The sequence below is a fragment of the Streptomyces sp. 184 genome, from assembly GCF_045781775.1.
Classification (GTDB): Bacteria; Actinomycetota; Actinomycetes; order Streptomycetales; family Streptomycetaceae; genus Streptomyces.
Genome location: NZ_CP123230.1, coordinates 4,489,437 through 4,506,270, shown reverse-complemented (window position 1 = coordinate 4,506,270; position 16,834 = coordinate 4,489,437). Strand labels below are relative to the sequence as shown.

Genomic DNA, 16,834 nt, shown 5'->3' with positions numbered 1-16,834 from the left:
GGCTGCGCACGACCCACCGAACCGATCTTGTGCACCGACCGGAGGTCCCTCACCCGTGTCCCCGATGCTGCCCCCGTCCTGGCAGGATGCCCTGGGCAAGGAGCTGGAAAAGCCGTACTTCACGCGCCTTGAGTCGTTCGTCGAGGAGGAGCGCGCCCGCGGCCCCGTGTACCCGCCGCGGGAGGAGGTCTTCGCCGCCCTCGACGCCACGCCGTACGACCGGGTCAAGGTGCTCGTCCTCGGCCAGGACCCGTACCACGGGGCGGGGCAGGGGCACGGCCTGTGCTTCTCGGTGCGGCCCGGGGTGCGTACCCCGCCCTCCCTGCGCAACATCTTCAAGGAGCTGCGCGACGACCTCGGCCACCCGGTGCCGGACAACGGGTATCTGATGCCGTGGGCCGAGCAGGGCGTGCTCCTGCTGAACGCGGTGCTGACGGTCCGCGAGGGCGAGGCGAACTCGCACAAGGGCCAGGGCTGGGAGGAGTTCACCGACGCGGTGATCCGCGCGGTGGCGGAGCGGCCGGACCCGGCGGTGTTCGTGCTGTGGGGGGCGTACGCGCGCAAGAAGCTGCCGCTCATCGACACCGCCCGGCACGTCGTGGTCCAGGGGGCGCACCCGTCGCCGCTGTCGGCGAAGAAGTTCTTCGGCTCCCGGCCGTTCTCGCAGATCGACGAGGCGGTGGCGGCTCAGGGGCACGCGCCGATCGACTGGCGGATCCCGGACCTGGCCGCCGGCAAGAGCTGAGCCGTCGGCCCGTCGGCCCGTCGGCCCGTCGTCGCGGGTACGGGCCGGGCGTAGCGCCTAGCGCTCGACGTACTCCGCGCACACCTCCTCCTCCCGGCTGCCGGGAATCCAGCGGCCGTAGTCCCCGGCGAGGTCGCACACGTCGAGCGCCGTGCCGGAGGCGGCGGGCGGGGGCGCGGGGGGCGGCTGCGGAGTACGGACCGGGCGGGCCGGCGCCGGGCGGGGAGCCCGCGGCCGGGGCGCCGGAGGCGGTGCTTCCGCTGCGGGTACGTCCGGCCGGGCCGCGCCCGGGGACGGTGGCGGCGTCGTGTGGTGGGGGTGCGGCGCCGGGCCGATCGTCGTCAGCGCCTCGCGGCCCGGCAGCGGCGACGCGGCGGGCCCGGGAGCGGCCGGAGCGGGCTGCCCGGCGCCCGGGCCGTGGCCGGTGCCGGGGTCGATGCCGGAATCGGGGGAGACGGCGACGCAGCCGGCGACGGCGGCGAGCGTCGTGAGGCCGGTCACCAGGGCGCCGGCGGCGGGAGTGGAGCGCACGCGGCAACACTGGTGCCCCCGGCGCCGCCCCGGTACTCCCCGCAAGGGTGACGCCCGCACCCCGAAGTTGCCGTCCGGCCGCGGCGGTCAGCCGCCGAGCATGCCGCGCAGCAGGTCCTCGTACCCGGCCCGCAGCCGGGCCCTGGTGGGCGTGCGCGAACCGCTCACCCGGCCCGCCGTATGCAGGAACATCATCCCGTCCGTCCAGGCGATCAGCTCCTGCGCGTGCCGCTCCGGATCGGGAGAGCCCCAGGCCGCGAGCAGCGCGTCGGCGGCATCGCCGAAGGTGGCGCCCGCGCGGTCGTAGATCGACCGCAGCTCGGGGCGCCGGGCGGCCTCCAGCGCCAGCTCGTAGCGGGCCAGGAGCAGGGTGCGGTGCCGGGTGAGGAAGCGGTGCAGCAGGCCGGCCAGCGCGTCGGCGAGGGGCCCGGCGTCGTCGCCGGGCGGGGGCAGGTCGCCGATGTCGAGCACCGCGCCCTCGCGCTCCGCGAGGCGCTGGACGGCGAGTTCGAGGAGGGCGGCGCGGGTGCGGGCGCGGTTGGACGTGGAGCCCTGCGGCAGGCCCGCGGCCTCGTCCACGGCGCGGTGGGTCAGCCCCCGCATGCCCCGCGCGGCGAGCAGCTCGATGGCGGCGTCGGCGATGACCTCCCGCCGGGACGTAGCGGAGGCGGAGGCGGCCGAGGCGGAGGACGCGGCGGGCGAGGAGGGCGCGGTGGACTTTGCGGACACGGGGGCCGCGGGCGGACCGGCGGCGGAGACCGGGGCTTTCGGGTCGGGCACGCCCCCAACCTATCGCCGCGGGCAGCAAACTACATCTGTAGTGACACCGTGCTACGCTCGACCGTGTCACTACAGGTGTAGTTCCTGGAGGCTCCCGTGCCACAGCCGCGCGCCCTCGTCATCGGCTCCGGCCCCGGCGGGCTGACCGCCGCCGCCGCGCTGCACCGCCGCGGCTGGTCCGTCACCGTGCTGGAGCGGGTCGCCTCCATCGAGCCGGTGGGTGCGGCGATCTCCCTCGCCGCCAACGCCCAGCGCGCGCTGGACGCCATCGGCGTCGGCGACGCCGTGCGCGCCCTCGCGGCCTGGGAGGGGAGCGGCGGGCTGCGTACGCCCGACGGCCGCTGGCTCTCGCGCACCGACGCGGCGGCCGTGGCCGAGCGGTTCGGCGGCGGCATCGCCCTCGTGCACCGCGCCGACCTCGCCGCGCTGCTCGCCGCCCGGCTGCCGGCCGGCTCGGTCCGTACCGGCACCCCCGCCGAGGTCGAGGACCCCGGCGGCCCGGACCGGCCCGCCCGCGTCACGGTGCCGGACGGCGTCCTGGAGGCCGAACTGGTCGTCGCCGCGGACGGCATCGGATCCGCCGCACGCCGCGCCCTGTTCCCCGACCACCCCGGCCCCGCCTACGCCGGCTTCACCACCTGGCGGCTCGTCCTGCCCGCGAGCCCCGCCGCGTTCGAACCGCACGAGACGTGGGGCCGCGGAGAGCTGTGGGGGTCGCAGCCGCTCGCCGACGGCCGCGTGTACGCCTACGCCACCGCCGTCGCGCCCGCGGGCCGGCGGGCTCCCGGCGGGGAACTGGCGGAGCTGCGCCGCCGCTTCGCCGGGTGGCACGACCCGGTGCCCGCGATCCTCGCCGCCGCCGAGCCCGGCCAGGTGCTCCACCACGACGTGCGCTGGCTGGCAGAGCCACTGCCCGCCTTCCACCGCGGCCGGGTCGCGCTCCTCGGCGACGCCGCGCACGCGATGCCCCCGAACCTCGGCCAGGGCGGCAACCAGGCCGTCGAGGACGGCGTCGTCCTCGCCCACCACGCCGCCGCCGACCCCGCGGCCGTCCCCGACGCCCTGGAGCGCTACACCCGCGACCGCCTTCCGCGCACCCGCGCCGTGGCGCTGCGCTCCGCCCGCGCCGGTCGGCTGATCCACCTGACCGGCCCGCTCGCCGTCCGCACCCGCAACGCCCTGATCCGCGCGGTCGGGCGGCTCGGCCCCCGCGTCGTCCTGCGCGGTCTCGACGGCGTCGCCGACTGGCAGCCGCCCGGGGACGGCGCCGATCCGGCCGGCCCGTATGCTTCCCCCGCACAGACGGCGCCCTGACCCAGGCCCACCGGCCACCGCCGGCCCCCGGCCGGGCGCCCACGGCCCACGGGCGACGGCTGCGGACGGGAGCGGACATGACCACGGGTGCAACGCCCCTGAAGGCCGGTGTGATCGGGCTCGGCGACATCGCGCAGAAGGCGTACCTGCCGGTGCTGGCCTCGCTGCCGGGCATCGAGCCGCACCTGCACACCCGCACGCCGGCCACCCTCGGCCGCGTCGCCGACGCCCACCGCATACCGCCCGCCCACCGCCACCGCGACCTCGACTCGCTGCTCGCCGCCGGCCTCGACGCCGCGTTCGTGCACGCCCCGACCGCCGCGCACGTCGAGCTGGTCACCGCGCTGCTGGACGCCGGCGTCCCCGTCTATGTCGACAAGCCGATGGCCTACGACCTCGCCGGCGCCGAAGGTCTCGTACGACTCGCGGACGAGCGCCGTGTCTCGCTGGTGACCGGCTTCAACCGCCGCCACGCGCCCTGCTATGCGCAGTGCCTGGAGCACCCGCGCGAGCTGATCATCCTCCAGAAGCACCGCGTCGGGCTGCCCGAGGACCCCCGCACGATGGTCTTCGACGACTTCATCCACGTCGTCGACACGCTGCGCTTCCTCGCCCCCGGCCCCGTCGAGGACCTCGACGTGCGCGCCCGTGTACGCGACGGGCTCCTCCACCACGTCGTCCTCCAGCTCTCCGGTGACGGCTTCACCGCCATCGGCGCGATGAACCGGCTGTCGGGCTCCGCCGAGGAGACCCTCGAGATCTCCGGCCAGGACACCAAGCGCGAGGTCCGCAACCTCGCCGAGGTCGTGGACCACAAGGGCCAGCCCAGCGTGCGGCGGCGCGGCGACTGGGTGCCGGTGGCCCGGCAGCGCGGCATCGAGCAGGCCGTGCTGGCGTTCCTGGACGCGGTGCGCTCGGGGGAGCTGCTGAGCGCTGAGGACGCGCTCGCCACCCACGAGATGTGCGAGCGGATCGTACGCGCGGTGGGCCGGGCGGGTTGATTCCGTCACCCGTGCGCCGGATTCCCCCGGGGTGCTAAGCAGAAAATCATAAGAAAAGCGGCAAGCTGGGTCCCGTTCGTGCTCCGACCGTACGAAGGGGGCGCCCATGTCCCGGCGCCGCACCCGGCCCACCGCGGCCGCCGCCACCGCGACCGCGCTCACGGCCTGCGCGGCGCTCCTCGCCGCCGGATGCTCGCCCGCCGATCCGTCCGCCGCCCCCGCCGCGGCCGGACCCGCGCCCGGCGCCCGCCCGTTCACGCTGCTGGCGACCGGCGACGTCATCCCGTACCCCTCGATCATGACGCAGGCGGCCGACGACGCCGGGGGAGAGGACTACGACTTCCGCCCCATGTTCGCCGCCGTCGCGCCCACCGTCACCGCGGCGGACCTCGCGCTGTGCCATCTGGAGACCCCGCTCGGCCCGCCCGAGGGCCCGTTCACCGGCTACCCGTCCTTCCAGTCCCCGCCCGGCCTCGCCGCCGCCCTGCGCGACGTCGGCTACGACGGCTGCTCCACCGCCTCCAACCACGCGCTCGACTCCGGCGCCGCCGGCGTCCGCCGCACCCTGGACGCCCTCGACGAGGCCGGCCTGCACTACGCCGGCACCGCCCGCACCCGCGCCGAGTCCGGCCGCCCCGCGCTGCTGCGCGCCGGCGACGCCCGGGTCGCCCACCTCTCGTACACCTACGGCAGCAACGCCGACGTACCAGCCGACGCGCCCTGGTCCCTCGACCTCCTCGACCCCCGCCGCGTCGTCGCCGACGCCCGCGCCGCCCGCCGCGCCGGGGCCGACGTGGTCGTGGTCAGCGTGCACTGGGGCACCGAGTGGCAGCAGGAGCCGGACGCCGCGCAACGGCGGCTCGCCGACCGGCTGACTCGCTCGCGCAGCGCCGGACGCAAGGACATCGACCTGATCGTCGGCACCCACAACCACGTGCCGCAGCCGTACGAGAAGGTCAACGGCACCTGGGTCGTCTACGGCCTCGGCGACCAGGTCGCCAGCTTCATCCCGTCGATGTACCGCGGCAACGAGGGCTCCGCGGCCCGCTTCACCTTCACCCCCGCCCGCGGCGGCTGGCGCGTGACCCGCGCGGAGTTTCTGCCACAACACGCGGAGACCGGGCCGCCGTTCCGCGTCGTGCCGGCGACGCCGGAGACGTACCCGGACGTCCACGCGCGGGTACGCGCCGCCGTCCTCAGCCGCGGCGCGGCGGCGGACGGCCTGGAGGAGGCGTCCTTCTGACGTCGTTCGCCGTCGCCGTCGCGTACCCCTGCGGGGACGCGAACGGCGACTGGGCGGCATGCCGCTCAGTGCGCGGACTCGCCCGCCTCCGGGTCCAGCGCGCCCGCCGCGACGAGGATGAAGATCAGGATTCCCAGCAGCACGCGGTAGATGACAAAGGGTGCGAAGCTGCGGGTCGTGATGAATTTCATGAACCAATGGGTCACACGGCATCCGGCGCCTTCTTGACCTGCGACTCCATCCACCCGCTTAGATCAACTGGGAGAGGAGTGGGAGAACTTGGCAGCCAATCGGGCCCCAACGAGCCCACGAACCGCAGCCATCTCGCCTGTAGCGATTCCATGATGGCACGCTCCATCGGGACGGTCACGCTGGCGTACACACCCTCCACGCCACGGAGTTCGTGGCCCATGCGGGCCTCCGTCGCCACCCGCGGGTGCCCGTCTTCGTCGATCCACTGCTTGTGCCCATGCCGCAGCAGATACAGGCGCTTGCCCGCGTAGGCAGGAACTGGAGGGATCTCCGGCAGGGGCCGCGGGGACCTAGGGGAGTCACCCGCTTTGCGTCCGTCCGCGATCTTCCGCCAGTAGTGGTAGGAGAAGTTCGCCTTGCCGATCGGGCCGCCACCGACCGACGGGAACACCCACTCCGAGCTGTGAGACGCCAGCAGCATCGTGAACAGCTCCGCCAGGAAGTCCGGCACCACGAGCGACCGGCGCGACTCATACTTCGGCGGCAGCGTCTGCAACTGGCCGTCCTTGAACTGCACCTGATGTTGCACCCGGATCGCCGGCATGCCCGTCTCGCCGCCGTAGCGGGCCGCGTCGTCGACGTACCGGTCCTCCTCGTCCGGATCCTCGCGCGGATCCGAGGCGGGCCAGTTCGGGCAGCAGTACTCACGCCGCAGGGCATACAGCTCCGCCGGCCGCATCCCCGTACAGGCCGCCGTGAGGATGAACACGTAGCCGGGGAACCCCCAGAACACCAGCGCGTTGCAGGCGAGCGCGTGCACGTCCTCCATGCGCATGTCGCGCTTCCGCTCCCGCGGCTGCTTCACGTACCGGCCGCGGCGACGATGCTTCTGCACGGGCGACGACGGCCGCATCTCGTCGTCGACGGCGTCGTCCATCATCATCGAGAAGATGCGCATGATCTCGTCTGCGTAGCGGCGCCCGACGTTGGGCCGGGCCCGCACCTGCTTCTCCCAGGCGCGGTACTCCGTGGCCTTGATGTCCCCGACGGCCGTCTCGCCCCACCGGGGCACGATGTACAGCCGGCAGATCGAGCGGACATTCTTCTCCCGCAGGTGCCCGACGTCCATCGTGTCGAGCCAGGTGGGGATGTAGTCCTTCATCAGCATCCGGCCGTCGCGCGGGCTGATGTACCGGCCGTTGCGGATGGCGGACTCCTGGTCGAGCCCGTAGTGGTACGCCTCCAGCTCGCCATCGAAGCCGGACTTGCCGTCGTAAATCCAGCGACTCTTGTCGTCCTTCTTCCAGGTGTTCCACCGCACGCGCCACTTCCGGCCGCGCTTCTCCGTGTACGGCATCAGGCCCCCAGGGAAGGGAGTTGTGATCAGGGTGTGCGGCCCGGCGGCGCAACCTCCGCCGGGGCCGAGTCGGGCCGCGTCAGGCCACAGCCTCTATCGTGCCGCCCTGCGCAGCCGAGCAGGTGCAGTCGGATACAACGGACACCCCTTGCCGTCGCACCAGCGCGCGCACCGAGTGCTGCACTGCATGCTGTTCGAATGCGGTGGGCGGAACGATGCACACCATCTTCCCGTTGACCATCCCCGACCAGCCCGTGAACTCTGGTCCCAGATCCTCGACGAAGACGTCGTACTCCATGGGCCCCCCATGTCTACTCGGGTAGCCCCCCAGGTGGTGCAACCAGGGTGGCACGAGGGGATGGAATTTCAATACCCGCGGTTACAGGGATCATTGATGCGTATGTAACGATCCTGCGGACGGCGGATGGTTGTAGTCCGAACGGACCCTATTCGCCTGACTCGGGCAGAACCCCGCGGCGGCGGAGCGTCTCGATGACCTTGGCTTGGAGCTCCTGGATCTTCTCGCCGGTGGCTTCCGGGATGGTGCCGATGGCTGCGTCAGTGACGGCCCGCTGCACCTCTTCCTCCAGCCATTCGGGCTGGATGGGTGTGATCTTCGAGCCGTCGAGCAGTTCACCGCCGTCTGCGAGCTTCAGGGACATGTCGCCGCGGAGCACGGCGCGGCCGGCGCCTGGCGCGATCCCGAGTGCGGACTCGATCTTGACGAGGCTCTGGGCCTGCACGTTCTGGGCTTCTTCGACGCGTGTGTAGGTGGTGTAGGAGATGCCCGCCTCGTCGGCGGCCTTCTCTTTGCTCCAGCCCAGCGAGGCCCGGCGCTGGGTGATCAGGTCGGCGAGACGCTGCATGTTCTGAGCAGCGTGGTTTCCGGCGGCAGCCATGCTCGCATCATCGCAGCTACCTCCAGCTACCGCTAGCTACGTCTTCGGCCAGCGTGAAGCCTTGGCCACCCGTTAAACGGTTAACTCCAGCGGGGTAGAGGTTTCTAAAAGTTACTGTTGCGTACCTCTAGAAACCTCTATCTGATGCCACTAGGTTCCTCTACATGCACCCAGCCACCTACCGGGTGGACGGGGCGGCAATCCGCAACCGCCGCATGGAACTCGGGATGTCGATCGACGACTGCGCAGCCAAAGCCGGAATCACCAGGCCATACCTGTCGCAGCTCGAACTCGGACACCGCCGGGAGATGCGGCCCCCCACGTACACGGCACTGCACACCGCCCTCGATCTCCCAGGCGAAGACCGCCGGCTTCTCGCACCACCGGCGGATGACCGGAAGGAAGCACATGGCGACCTCACAGGCGCCCCCGAGTAAGCCCCTCGTACTGGAGACCTTCTACAACGTCGCCCAGGCCGCCATCCGCCTCGGCCTCCGCCCGCCGGAGGAGGACAGCAAGCGTGGCGAGAAGTGGCTGCGCGACGGCTTCAACCGCCCCGAGGACGGCAGCGAAGGCACGCCGTTCCCCGGCCGCTACATGGCGGGCCAGTTGATGTTCAGCGACTCCGATCTCGCCGCGATCGCCGAGATCCAGCGCACCGCGCCGCCGCCGCGTCGGGGCCGCAAGCCCCGCACCACCCGCCGGCGTACCGCCGCCTAGCGCGGCTGCGGCCCCGCCCCGGGCTACCACACACCGGGACGAGGCCACCGCGGCCCGAGAGCCGCGTGCGATCCACCCCCACCATCCCAACAGAGAAGGGCGGACCCCATGTCCTCCACTATCCCACTGGCCGCCAGCGGACTGCCGGTCTTGTCGCCGCGGTTGTCGGCGCTGGTCGCCGAGGTCGTCGCGCGGTTGTCGGCGCGCGGCTACGACTTGGACGCCCCCGCGCGCATGGGTACGGCCCGTGTCGCGCTGGGTATGGCGATCCACCGGTCGCACGGCGTGACCGCGCTGCGCGCCGCGGACCGTGCGGCGTGGCGCACGTACAGCCGGCACGAGAGCCTCGCTGAGGCCGCGGTCCGGCGTGAGCGTCCGCACACCGTGCGGAGTACGCAGATGGCCGTGGACCAGGCGAACGACCGCTGGCCGGCCGCGAGGGATGCGGCGGTGGCGGTGCGGGAGGCGGAGGGGTTGTCGGCCGCGGACCGCGAGAGGGTGTTCGCGCTGCTGGCCGCCCTGTCGGCGGGCTCGACGTGGCGGACGCTGCTCGACACCCTCACCGCCGCGGTTGGTCCGCAGTCCGGCGGTGCCCGGTGAGCGCCCGGACGCCCGAGCCGATGTCGGCGGAGCGGCTGGCGGAGATCGCCGCGCGCGCCGAGGTCGTGGAGAAGACGCGGCTGACGCCTGACTCGTCGTGGGAGGCGAGCCCGTTCGGCGACAACTCCGCGCCGCCTCCGATGCTGTATGTCGTCGAGGACGTGGCCCGGCTGAACAAGGCCACGGTGCGTGGCTCGGTTGGCGCCTTCGGGGACGAGAGGCATGCCGAGTTCGCCGCCCACGCCCGCGACGACATCCCCGCCCTCCTCGCCGAGGTCACCCGCCTGCGGTCCGAGGCCGCCGCCTCCCGCGCCGCCGTGCTGGACGAGGCGGCGGACGCGGTGGCCCGGTTCACGGGCAACGACCTCGACGCCAACGCGAAGATGCTCCGCCGCATGGCCGCCGCCGCGCGCGACGCGCAGACGGGCGGTGAGTGACATGGCGATCCCGCAGCCCGTCCGCCGGACGCAGGTCGTCACCGACACGAAGCAGCTCACCGTGTCGACGGTCCGCATCCGCGCCGACTACTACGACACCGTCGTGTTCGACGACTCCAAGGGCAAGCGGCACTCCGGCTGGACCATCGGTGGCTTCGTCATCGACAAGCAGTCGCGGCGAGCAGCGACCCGCGACGAGGCGCTGGAGCAGCACCACGACGCGGTGGACGCCGCATACGCCGAGGAGCCCCAGCCGATCACGGAGCAGGTCCCGGGCGGTGAGCCCGGTGAGTGATCTGGATGCGAAGTTCGACGCGATCACCGCCAACCTGGCGGGCGAGTTCGAGGCGCTGGACGCCGAACTGGCGCCGGAGCCGGCGGAGCAGCCGGAGCGGACCCCGCTGGAGCTGGCGCTGTACCAGGCGCAGGACGAACTGACCGCCGACTGGGGTGACGGCTTCGCCCCCGAGGCGGCCGGGCGCCGCGCCTGGGACCGGCTCGACGCCGCCGAGCGGGACGCGGCCCTGGATGAGTTGCTGTACGTGTACGCGGGCGCCATCGAGCACGATTCGGCCGAGCGCGAGCGGTATGCGCGGGAGGCCCCGATCCGTGTGGAGCTGAACGCGCTGCTGGCGCTGCTGCGGCAGGCCCGCGGCTGGCGCGCGATGTGGCGCCGCGCCCGGTTGCAGCGGCAGATCGCTGCCCTCGCCGACAGCCTGATCGGCGGTGCCTCCGATGGCCGCTGACCGCATGACGCCGGAGCGCGAGCAGCAGATCCGCGAGTTGGCCGAGATGTCCGGCGAGGACAGCGCCATCGCGCAGACCCTCGCCGAGGTCGACCGCCTGCGCGAGTTCGAGCGGCGCGTCACGGAAGAGCTGGAGGAGTTCGAGGACGCCGCGAAGGCCGACCCGAACACCCCCCGCGTCGCCCGCCTGATGATCGCCGCTCTACAGCACGCGGTGAGGGGCGGTGCCTGATGGACGCCCTCGACCACACCCCCGCCCCGGTCCTGGACGCCGCCGCCGCACGGCTGGCTGACGCGCTGGACTCCCGGCGCCCCCCGCGGCTCATCGCCGCCCTTCTCCGCTGGCTCGGCCTGGGAGGCAGGTCATGACCATCCTCTACACCACCCCCGACCACCGCGTGTGGGACCTCGGCCGCGACTACGTCGACAACCTCAAGACCCACTGGAAGTGGGACGGCCAGCCCTACGACCCCGCCGGCGGCCCGGAGTTCACCTCCCCCGAGCACCCGCTGCTCCACGTACCGCTGATCGGTCTCGCCGCCCACTGCGGGCTGCGCTCCGACCCCACCGACGCCATCGGGCACGGGGCGCTGCTCCTCGACGCACACGACGCCGCCGACGCCGGGCTCAGCCACCCGGGAGGCCGCCGTGGCTGACACCCGACTCACGAGCGCCGGGATGATCCTCGGACCCGACCCGGCCGACATCCAGGCCGCCCACAGCCTGACGCCCCTCGGCAACCAGTACGCCGTACTGCGCCTCGGGCGGGCCCTGAGCATCCACGTCGAAGCCTCCTCGCCGGAAGCCCTCGACGCACTCGCCGATGCTGCCGCGCGGCTCGCCGACTGGAAGCGGCGGCAGCAGGCCCGAACGGAGGCCGCGTGATGCGCACCCACCTGTCCCCGCGGCAGCACCGCCTGTGGGCCCTGCTGTCCGGCCGCAAGAAGGTCACCACCGGCGACGCGTGGGCCGCCAACCGGGCGCTGGGCGCGCCGAAGCGGACCACCGCGCGGGCCGACGTCGAGCGCCTCCGTGACGCCGGGCTGCTCGTCGAGTACGGGCCGGTCAACGGGCGCTGGTACGAGCCGGCGGGGGGTGCGGCATGAGTGCCCGCCCCCACGGCTACGCCCGCTACCGGCTCGACGGCTGCCGCTGCTACGTCTGCGGCTACGCCAAGTCCGTCTACGAGGAGCGGCGGACCAAGGCCATCACCGCCGGAACCTGGCAGCCCTACACCGACGCCGAACCCGTCCGCGCCCACATCAGGGACCTCCGCACCTGCGGCATGGGCCTGCGCCGCATCGCGGACGTTGCGAACGTCGAACGGCAGCGCCTTACAGCCATCGTCAACGGCCGCCCCGAACACGGCACCCCGCCGCAGGCCCGCGTCCGGCCCCACATCGCCGCCGCCGTCCTCGCCGTCGAACCCACCCTCGACAACCTCGCGCCGTCCACGCCTGTCCCAGCGATCGGTACGCACCGGCGGTTGCAGGCCCTCGTCTACGCCGGCTGGCCGCAGGCACGGCTCGCTGCGCGGCTCGGTACGGGGCCCGGGAACTTCACGGTGATGATGACCACGGGCCGGGTGATCGTGCGTACCGCGCGCGCCGCTGCCGCGGTGTACGACGAGCTGTGGCAGGCCGATCCACGAGAACACGGCGTCGGCCCCCCGGCGTACAGCCGTGCCCGCAGCCATGCGCGCGCCCGCGGGTGGGCGCCGGTCGTCGCGTGGGACGACGACACGATCGACGACCCCGCCGCAGTCCCGGACTGGACCGGGCAGTGCGGCACCCCCGCGGGCTACTGGGCACACCGCCGCTCCGACGAGGTCCCACCCGCGTGCCAGCCGTGCAGAGCGGCGCACGGCCGCGCGCGGCGCGAACGGGACGCCGAGCGCCGGACGGCGGTGAGCGCAGCATGACCGCCCCGACGAAGCAGCAGCTCGCCGCCGCACTGGCCGCCAACGCCCGCCTCCGCGGCGGCACCCCCGACTACGCGGCGTCCATGGCCGCCGGCCACACCGAAACGTTCGCCGCCTTCGAGGCGCGCACCGCACGCCGGGACCTGTCGGCGGTCGTCGGCGGGGCGAGCCACCGGCACGACGGGCAGCAGTTGCGGGCTGGGAGTGGGGCGTCGTGAGACCTCGCGTGCTGGACGCCTGCTGCGGGCCCGGTGGCGCCGGGATGGGCTACCACCTCGCCGGCTTCGACGTCACCGGCGTCGACAAGGACCCGCAGCCGCACTACCCGTTCACGGTCATCCAAGCGGATGCGCTGGAGTACATCGCCGACCACGGCCACGAGTACGACCTGATCCACGCCTCTTGGCCGTGCCAGCACAAGGCGCGGGTCACCGCATGGCGCGGCAGCCGCGACGACCACCCGGAGCTGATCACGCCGGGGCGGGAGGCCATGGAGTCGACCGGCCGGCCGTGGGTGATCGAGAACGTGCCGGAAGCCGCGTGGGACGGCACGATGCGCGCCGACTACATGCTCTGCGGAACCCACTTCGATCTGAAGGTAAAGAGGCACCGCGCGTTCGAGACCTCTTGGGGCTGGGACGGAGCACTCCTGCCGCCGTGCGGCCGACACGCCGGGCTCCTGGCCTTCGAGCACAAGGGCGAGCGCGCCTACGCCGACGCCATGGGCTGCACGTGGATGTCCGCCGTCGCCGCCCGTGAGGCCATCCCGCCGGCCTACACCCGGTTCATCGGCGACCGCTTCCTCGCCTGGCGCGGGGCGGTGACCGCCCCGTGACCCGCTTCACCTGCCAGGCGCTCGCCGCGGTGGCCGCGCTGTGGATCCCGCCGGCCGGGCTGCTGATCCCCGCCCGCCGACTCACCAAGACGCCCAAGGAGGGCGACCGATGACCGACTACAAGAAGATCGCCGAGCGGTTCGCCCGCGAGACCGCCAGCCACCAGATGACGGTGCTGCTGGACCAGGGCCTCTACCGGCACATCAAGTTCACCAACCCGGAGCGCGGCAGCTTCTACGCCTTCGACCTGATCACGTGGCCGCACAACCTGGTGGTGCGCGGCGACGGGATGAGCTTCGGGTTCTCCATCTACCCGACCAAGGACTGGTTCGACGTCGTCCGCCGCACCGCATGGCCGGGCGAGATCAACCCCGGCTACTGGGGCGAGAAGGTCACGGCAGGGCGCGGTGACGTCGAGGGCTTCAGCGAGGACTCCTTCGAGCGGCAGGTCAAGGAGCACGTCGTAGAGGCGATCCGTAACGGCTCCGCCCCCCGGGGCATCGGCCGCGAGGTCACGCGCGACATCTTCGAGTGGGGCGACATCACCCACGAGGCGGGCGCCCGCGCCGAGCTGGACATCTTCAGCTACGAGGGCTGGCGCTTCAAGGACACCGGGGAGTGGGACTTCACCGACTACACGTGGCAGTACCTCTGGGCCTGCCACGCCATGGAGCGCGGCGTTCGCCAGTACGTCAAGACGCAGCACTACGGGCTGAAGTTGCTCGCCGCCCCGGCGCCCGCTCGTGAGGCGGTGGCGGCGTGAGCATCCTGCCGTTCAAGCCGCGGGAGAAGCGGGAGCCGCGTACCCGCGGCAGGCACCGCTACAGCCCGACCGCAGCCGAGGCCGCAATCCGCCAGGCCGAGGGCGAGCGCGACGACGCCCGGCGCAGGGCCGGCGAATTCGAGGCCGCCTACTACGCCGAACGCGACCGCGCACGTCGGCACGAAGCCGCCTACTGGCAGCTCGAAAAGCTCGTCACCGAGCAGGCCAGCAACGAGATCGAGCACATCACCGTGCCGCCGATGGTCCGCGACACCACCGACCCCGCCGCGCAGGCGACCGCGCCCCACGGCGTGCGGACGGTCGACGGGCCCGCGGAGGTCATGCCGCTCGCCGAGGCCGCACGGCGCGGGCACTTCGGGGCGGGTGGCGACACCATGCCGCTGCGCATCGCGTCGCAGCCCGGCCAGGGCGAAGGCACTGGGGAGGTGGCGTGATGGAGGCGTACTACAGCGACGACGACGTGCAGCTCTACCTGGGCGACATGCGGGAGGTGCTGCCCGCGCTCGGGCTGCAGGCCGATTGCCTCGTAGTCGATCCTCCGTACTCGGAGACCTCCCTTTCCTGGGACCGGTGGCCCGACGGCTGGCCGACGCTCGCCGCCACCGTGAGCAGCAGCATGTGGTGCTTCGGCAGCATGCGCATGTTCCTCGACCGGCGCGACGAGTTCGACGCCTGGAAGCTGTCGCAGGACGTCGTATGGGAGAAGGCGAACGGTTCCGGGTTCGCCGCTGACCGGTTCCGCCGGGTCCATGAGCACGCACTTCACTGGTACCGCGGCAACTGGGCCGCGCAGCACAGGGACGTTCCTCGCAGCGCGTACTCGGGCCAGGACAAGCATGCCCGCCGCACCGACCAGCCCGGCCACACAGGCACAGTGCGCGGCTACGTCTACGAGGACGACGGCACCCGCCTCGCCCGCTCGGTAATACGCCGACCCTCCATGCACGGCAGGGCGATCCATCCGACGGAAAAGCCTGTCGCCATCCTCTCCCAACTGATCACCTACGCCTGCCCGCCCGGCGGCCTCGTCGCCGACTTGTTCGCCGGCTCCGGCTCAACCCTCGACGCCGCACGGCAGGCCGGACGCAAGGCCATCGGCATCGAAGCCCACGAGCCCTACGCGGAGGCCGCGGCGAAACGCCTGTCTGCGATGCCGCTGCCCGCCGCCTGAGTCGGGCCCCGCGGGCGGTGACCACCCCACCCGGCCGCGGGGCCGCACCACCCGCACACACACACCCAAGATCGACGCGTCCGCAAGGAGACCGAAGTGAAGGCCCAGACGCCGCCCCTGGCGATCATCGATACGGAGACGACGGGCTTGGATCCCGAGGTCCATGACCTGTGGGAGATCGCCGTCATTCGCCGTGAGCCCGACGGCTTCGAGCGCGAGTACCTGTGGCAGGTCGCCGCCAGCCTCGACGATGCCGACCCCAAGGCGCTGGAGATCAACCGGTTCGAGGAGCGGTACTGCCTCTCCGAGAGCGACTGCGATGCCCTCGCCATGCCGATCGACGGCGGCGGCCCCGCGTGCCCGCTGTCCATGCCCGAGTTCCTGTTCGACCTACAGGACGCACTCGACAAGGCCGTCTTGATCGGCTCGAACCCCGGGTTCGACGACGCCTTCCTGAAGAAGCTGATGCGTGCCCATCGGCGGAAGATCGTGTGGCACTACCGGCCCGTCGACATCGCCACCCTCGCCGCCGGCTACCTCTACGGGGCGCTCGCCATCGGCGACCCGGACCCGCGCATCCCCTTCTCCTCCCGTGACCTCTCCCGCGGTGTCGGCGTCGAGCCGCCCGGCGAGGGCGTGGCGCACACCGCGCTCGGCGACGCCCGCTGGGCCCGCGACGTGTACGAGGCCGTCGTCACCGCTCAGCGCGGCTGGGAGAACGCCGCGTGACCGCCGTCGCCGAGGCCGTCGAGCCGGGCCAGTACGACATCCCCGCCGAGCAGTACCACGCCGACCCGGTGCCCGGCGGCAGCCTGTCCGCGACCGGCGCGAAGAAGATCCTCGACTGCCCCGCCCGGTTCAAGCACGCCCTCGACAACCCGGAGCCGCCGAAGCGGGTGTTCGAGCTGGGCACCGCGGCGCACTCCATCGTCCTCGGCGACGGCCCCGAGCTGGCGAAGATCGAGCACAAGGACTGGCGGACGAAGGCGGCTGCCGCCGACGTCAAGGCCGCCCGCGCCGCCGGGAAGATCCCGCTCAAGCCCGCCGAGTACGCCGCCGTGTACGACATGGCGACCGCGCTCGCCGCCGACCCCGAAGCATCCGAACTCCTGGCGCCGGGGAGCGGCGAGGCGGAGCAGTCCCTGTTCTGGCAGGGCGACGGCATCTGGTGGCGGGCCCGCCTCGACTGGCTCCGCGGCGACGGGATCGTCGACTACAAGCGGGCCAAGTCCGTGAAGCCGGAGCACCTGGAGAAGGTCATCTGGGAGTACCGCTATCACGTCCAGGAGCACGTCTACCGGAGTGGCGTCGCCGCCCTCGGCCTGCTGCCGGAGCCCGTGCAGTTCCGGTTCATCTTCCAGGAGCCCGAGCCGCCCTACCTCGTCACTGTCGCCGAACTCGACCCCGCGGCGCAGGACATCGGCCGCCTCGACGTCGAGCGCGCCGCGTTCCTCTACGACCACTGCCGCCGCACCGGCGAATGGCCCGCCTACGTGCCGCACACCGCTGTCCTCTCGCTGCCCGACTGGGTGCAGCGCCAGTACCGATAGGAGATCAC

General features: G+C 72.8%; 28 protein-coding genes and 1 pseudogene. 23 read left to right on the top strand and 6 right to left on the bottom strand.

Translation table 11 applies throughout. The annotated features are described in order from the left end of the window. The first annotated feature begins 64 nt into the window (after positions 1 to 64). On the top strand, positions 65 to 745 hold the full coding sequence (gene ung / locus QBL21_RS18885; protein ID WP_407566467.1) for a uracil-DNA glycosylase: 681 nt from the start codon (positions 65 to 67) through the stop codon (positions 743 to 745). 57 nt (positions 746 to 802) lie between these two features. Here the strand turns inward: ung and QBL21_RS18880 are convergent, their stop codons facing one another. Next, positions 803 to 1,276: a hypothetical protein gene (locus QBL21_RS18880; protein WP_407563393.1), complete on the bottom strand. Its 474-nt coding sequence runs from the start codon at positions 1,274 to 1,276 to the stop codon at positions 803 to 805. Between the two features lie 87 nt (positions 1,277 to 1,363). Further along, on the bottom strand, positions 1,364 to 2,056 hold the full coding sequence (locus tag QBL21_RS18875; RefSeq protein ID WP_407563392.1) for a TetR/AcrR family transcriptional regulator: 693 nt from the start codon (positions 2,054 to 2,056) through the stop codon (positions 1,364 to 1,366). 96 nt (positions 2,057 to 2,152) lie between these two features. On the opposite strand from QBL21_RS18875, the gene QBL21_RS18870 reads away from it, so the two are divergent. From QBL21_RS18870 to QBL21_RS18860, 3 genes are all read left to right on the top strand, one after another. Continuing rightward, positions 2,153 to 3,370: an FAD-dependent monooxygenase gene (locus tag QBL21_RS18870; protein WP_407563391.1), complete on the top strand. Its 1,218-nt coding sequence runs from the start codon at positions 2,153 to 2,155 to the stop codon at positions 3,368 to 3,370. A gap of 98 nt (positions 3,371 to 3,468) precedes the next feature. Beyond that, positions 3,469 to 4,371: a Gfo/Idh/MocA family protein gene (locus tag QBL21_RS18865; RefSeq protein ID WP_407566466.1), complete on the top strand. Its 903-nt coding sequence runs from the start codon at positions 3,469 to 3,471 to the stop codon at positions 4,369 to 4,371. A 106-nt stretch (positions 4,372 to 4,477) separates the two neighbouring features. After that, positions 4,478 to 5,614 carry a CapA family protein gene (locus QBL21_RS18860; protein ID WP_407563390.1) on the top strand — a complete coding sequence of 379 codons (1,137 nt, stop codon included), beginning with the start codon at positions 4,478 to 4,480 and terminating at the stop codon, positions 5,612 to 5,614. A 65-nt stretch (positions 5,615 to 5,679) separates the two neighbouring features. Here the strand turns inward: QBL21_RS18860 and QBL21_RS18855 are convergent. The 4 genes and pseudogenes from QBL21_RS18855 to QBL21_RS18840 form a co-directional block, all read right to left on the bottom strand. Continuing rightward, a pseudogene (locus tag QBL21_RS18855) lies at positions 5,680 to 5,829 on the bottom strand (undecaprenyl-diphosphatase); the annotation flags it as partial. Next, the gene (locus QBL21_RS18850; protein ID WP_407563389.1) at positions 5,817 to 7,163 is read right to left on the bottom strand and encodes an integrase; all 1,347 of its coding nucleotides are present in this window, start codon (positions 7,161 to 7,163) and stop codon (positions 5,817 to 5,819) included. The pseudogene QBL21_RS18855 and the gene QBL21_RS18850, both read right to left, overlap by 13 nt. 79 nt (positions 7,164 to 7,242) lie before the next feature. After that, on the bottom strand, positions 7,243 to 7,461 hold the full coding sequence (locus QBL21_RS18845) for a hypothetical protein (protein WP_407563388.1): 219 nt from the start codon (positions 7,459 to 7,461) through the stop codon (positions 7,243 to 7,245). A 148-nt stretch (positions 7,462 to 7,609) separates the two neighbouring features. Next, positions 7,610 to 8,062 (bottom strand): helix-turn-helix domain-containing protein, encoded by a 453-nt coding sequence (locus QBL21_RS18840; protein WP_407563387.1) that lies wholly within the window; start codon positions 8,060 to 8,062, stop codon positions 7,610 to 7,612. A 164-nt stretch (positions 8,063 to 8,226) separates the two neighbouring features. Between QBL21_RS18840 and QBL21_RS18835 the strand changes: the two genes are divergently transcribed. The 19 genes from QBL21_RS18835 (at position 8,227) to QBL21_RS18745 (ending at position 16,826) form a co-directional block, all read left to right on the top strand. Next, the gene (locus QBL21_RS18835) at positions 8,227 to 8,499 is read left to right on the top strand and encodes a helix-turn-helix domain-containing protein (RefSeq protein WP_407563386.1); all 273 of its coding nucleotides are present in this window, start codon (positions 8,227 to 8,229) and stop codon (positions 8,497 to 8,499) included. Beyond that, positions 8,471 to 8,782 (top strand): hypothetical protein, encoded by a 312-nt coding sequence (locus QBL21_RS18830; RefSeq protein ID WP_407563385.1) that lies wholly within the window; start codon positions 8,471 to 8,473, stop codon positions 8,780 to 8,782. The genes QBL21_RS18835 and QBL21_RS18830 overlap by 29 nt, the downstream gene beginning before the upstream one ends. Positions 8,783 to 8,890: 108 nt before the next feature. Beyond that, positions 8,891 to 9,382, top strand: coding sequence for a hypothetical protein (locus QBL21_RS18825; protein WP_407563384.1), 492 nt, complete (start codon positions 8,891 to 8,893; stop codon positions 9,380 to 9,382). Next, positions 9,379 to 9,819, top strand: a complete 441-nt coding sequence (locus QBL21_RS18820) for a hypothetical protein (protein WP_407563383.1) — start codon at positions 9,379 to 9,381, stop codon at positions 9,817 to 9,819. The genes QBL21_RS18825 and QBL21_RS18820 overlap by 4 nt, the downstream gene beginning before the upstream one ends. Before the next feature lies 1 nt (position 9,820). Beyond that, a complete protein-coding gene (locus QBL21_RS18815) occupies positions 9,821 to 10,114 on the top strand; it encodes a hypothetical protein (RefSeq protein ID WP_407563382.1) in 294 nt (97 codons plus the stop codon). Further along, positions 10,107 to 10,565, top strand: a complete 459-nt coding sequence (locus tag QBL21_RS18810) for a hypothetical protein (RefSeq protein WP_407563381.1) — start codon at positions 10,107 to 10,109, stop codon at positions 10,563 to 10,565. Before QBL21_RS18815 ends, QBL21_RS18810 begins: the two co-directional genes overlap by 8 nt. Then, positions 10,555 to 10,797: a hypothetical protein gene (locus QBL21_RS18805; protein WP_407563380.1), complete on the top strand. Its 243-nt coding sequence runs from the start codon at positions 10,555 to 10,557 to the stop codon at positions 10,795 to 10,797. The genes QBL21_RS18810 and QBL21_RS18805 overlap by 11 nt, the downstream gene beginning before the upstream one ends. After that, positions 10,797 to 10,934 (top strand): hypothetical protein, encoded by a 138-nt coding sequence (locus tag QBL21_RS18800; protein WP_407563379.1) that lies wholly within the window; start codon positions 10,797 to 10,799, stop codon positions 10,932 to 10,934. The genes QBL21_RS18805 and QBL21_RS18800 overlap by 1 nt, the downstream gene beginning before the upstream one ends. After that, positions 10,931 to 11,221: a hypothetical protein gene (locus QBL21_RS18795; protein ID WP_407563378.1), complete on the top strand. Its 291-nt coding sequence runs from the start codon at positions 10,931 to 10,933 to the stop codon at positions 11,219 to 11,221. Before QBL21_RS18800 ends, QBL21_RS18795 begins: the two co-directional genes overlap by 4 nt. Beyond that, positions 11,214 to 11,450 carry a hypothetical protein gene (locus QBL21_RS18790; RefSeq protein WP_407563377.1) on the top strand — a complete coding sequence of 79 codons (237 nt, stop codon included), beginning with the start codon at positions 11,214 to 11,216 and terminating at the stop codon, positions 11,448 to 11,450. The genes QBL21_RS18795 and QBL21_RS18790 overlap by 8 nt, the downstream gene beginning before the upstream one ends. After that, positions 11,450 to 11,671, top strand: a complete 222-nt coding sequence (locus QBL21_RS18785; RefSeq protein WP_407563376.1) for a hypothetical protein — start codon at positions 11,450 to 11,452, stop codon at positions 11,669 to 11,671. Before QBL21_RS18790 ends, QBL21_RS18785 begins: the two co-directional genes overlap by 1 nt. Then, complete coding sequence (locus QBL21_RS18780; protein ID WP_407563375.1) at positions 11,668 to 12,486, top strand: hypothetical protein; 819 nt, start codon at positions 11,668 to 11,670, stop codon at positions 12,484 to 12,486. The genes QBL21_RS18785 and QBL21_RS18780 overlap by 4 nt, the downstream gene beginning before the upstream one ends. Then, a complete protein-coding gene (locus QBL21_RS18775) occupies positions 12,483 to 12,704 on the top strand; it encodes a hypothetical protein (RefSeq protein ID WP_407563374.1) in 222 nt (73 codons plus the stop codon). The genes QBL21_RS18780 and QBL21_RS18775 overlap by 4 nt, the downstream gene beginning before the upstream one ends. Positions 12,705 to 12,748: 44 nt before the next feature. Further along, the gene (locus tag QBL21_RS18770) at positions 12,749 to 13,321 is read left to right on the top strand and encodes a DNA cytosine methyltransferase (protein ID WP_407566465.1); all 573 of its coding nucleotides are present in this window, start codon (positions 12,749 to 12,751) and stop codon (positions 13,319 to 13,321) included. A gap of 109 nt (positions 13,322 to 13,430) precedes the next feature. Further along, complete coding sequence (locus tag QBL21_RS18765) at positions 13,431 to 14,084, top strand: hypothetical protein (protein ID WP_407563373.1); 654 nt, start codon at positions 13,431 to 13,433, stop codon at positions 14,082 to 14,084. Beyond that, positions 14,081 to 14,539 (top strand): hypothetical protein, encoded by a 459-nt coding sequence (locus QBL21_RS18760; RefSeq protein ID WP_407563372.1) that lies wholly within the window; start codon positions 14,081 to 14,083, stop codon positions 14,537 to 14,539. The genes QBL21_RS18765 and QBL21_RS18760 overlap by 4 nt, the downstream gene beginning before the upstream one ends. Continuing rightward, positions 14,539 to 15,276, top strand: a complete 738-nt coding sequence (locus QBL21_RS18755) for a DNA-methyltransferase (protein WP_407563371.1) — start codon at positions 14,539 to 14,541, stop codon at positions 15,274 to 15,276. Before QBL21_RS18760 ends, QBL21_RS18755 begins: the two co-directional genes overlap by 1 nt. Positions 15,277 to 15,372: 96 nt before the next feature. Beyond that, the gene (locus tag QBL21_RS18750) at positions 15,373 to 16,005 is read left to right on the top strand and encodes a hypothetical protein (protein ID WP_407563370.1); all 633 of its coding nucleotides are present in this window, start codon (positions 15,373 to 15,375) and stop codon (positions 16,003 to 16,005) included. Continuing rightward, positions 16,002 to 16,826 (top strand): PD-(D/E)XK nuclease-like domain-containing protein, encoded by an 825-nt coding sequence (locus QBL21_RS18745; RefSeq protein WP_407563369.1) that lies wholly within the window; start codon positions 16,002 to 16,004, stop codon positions 16,824 to 16,826. Before QBL21_RS18750 ends, QBL21_RS18745 begins: the two co-directional genes overlap by 4 nt. The last annotated feature ends 8 nt before the right edge of the window (positions 16,827 to 16,834 follow it).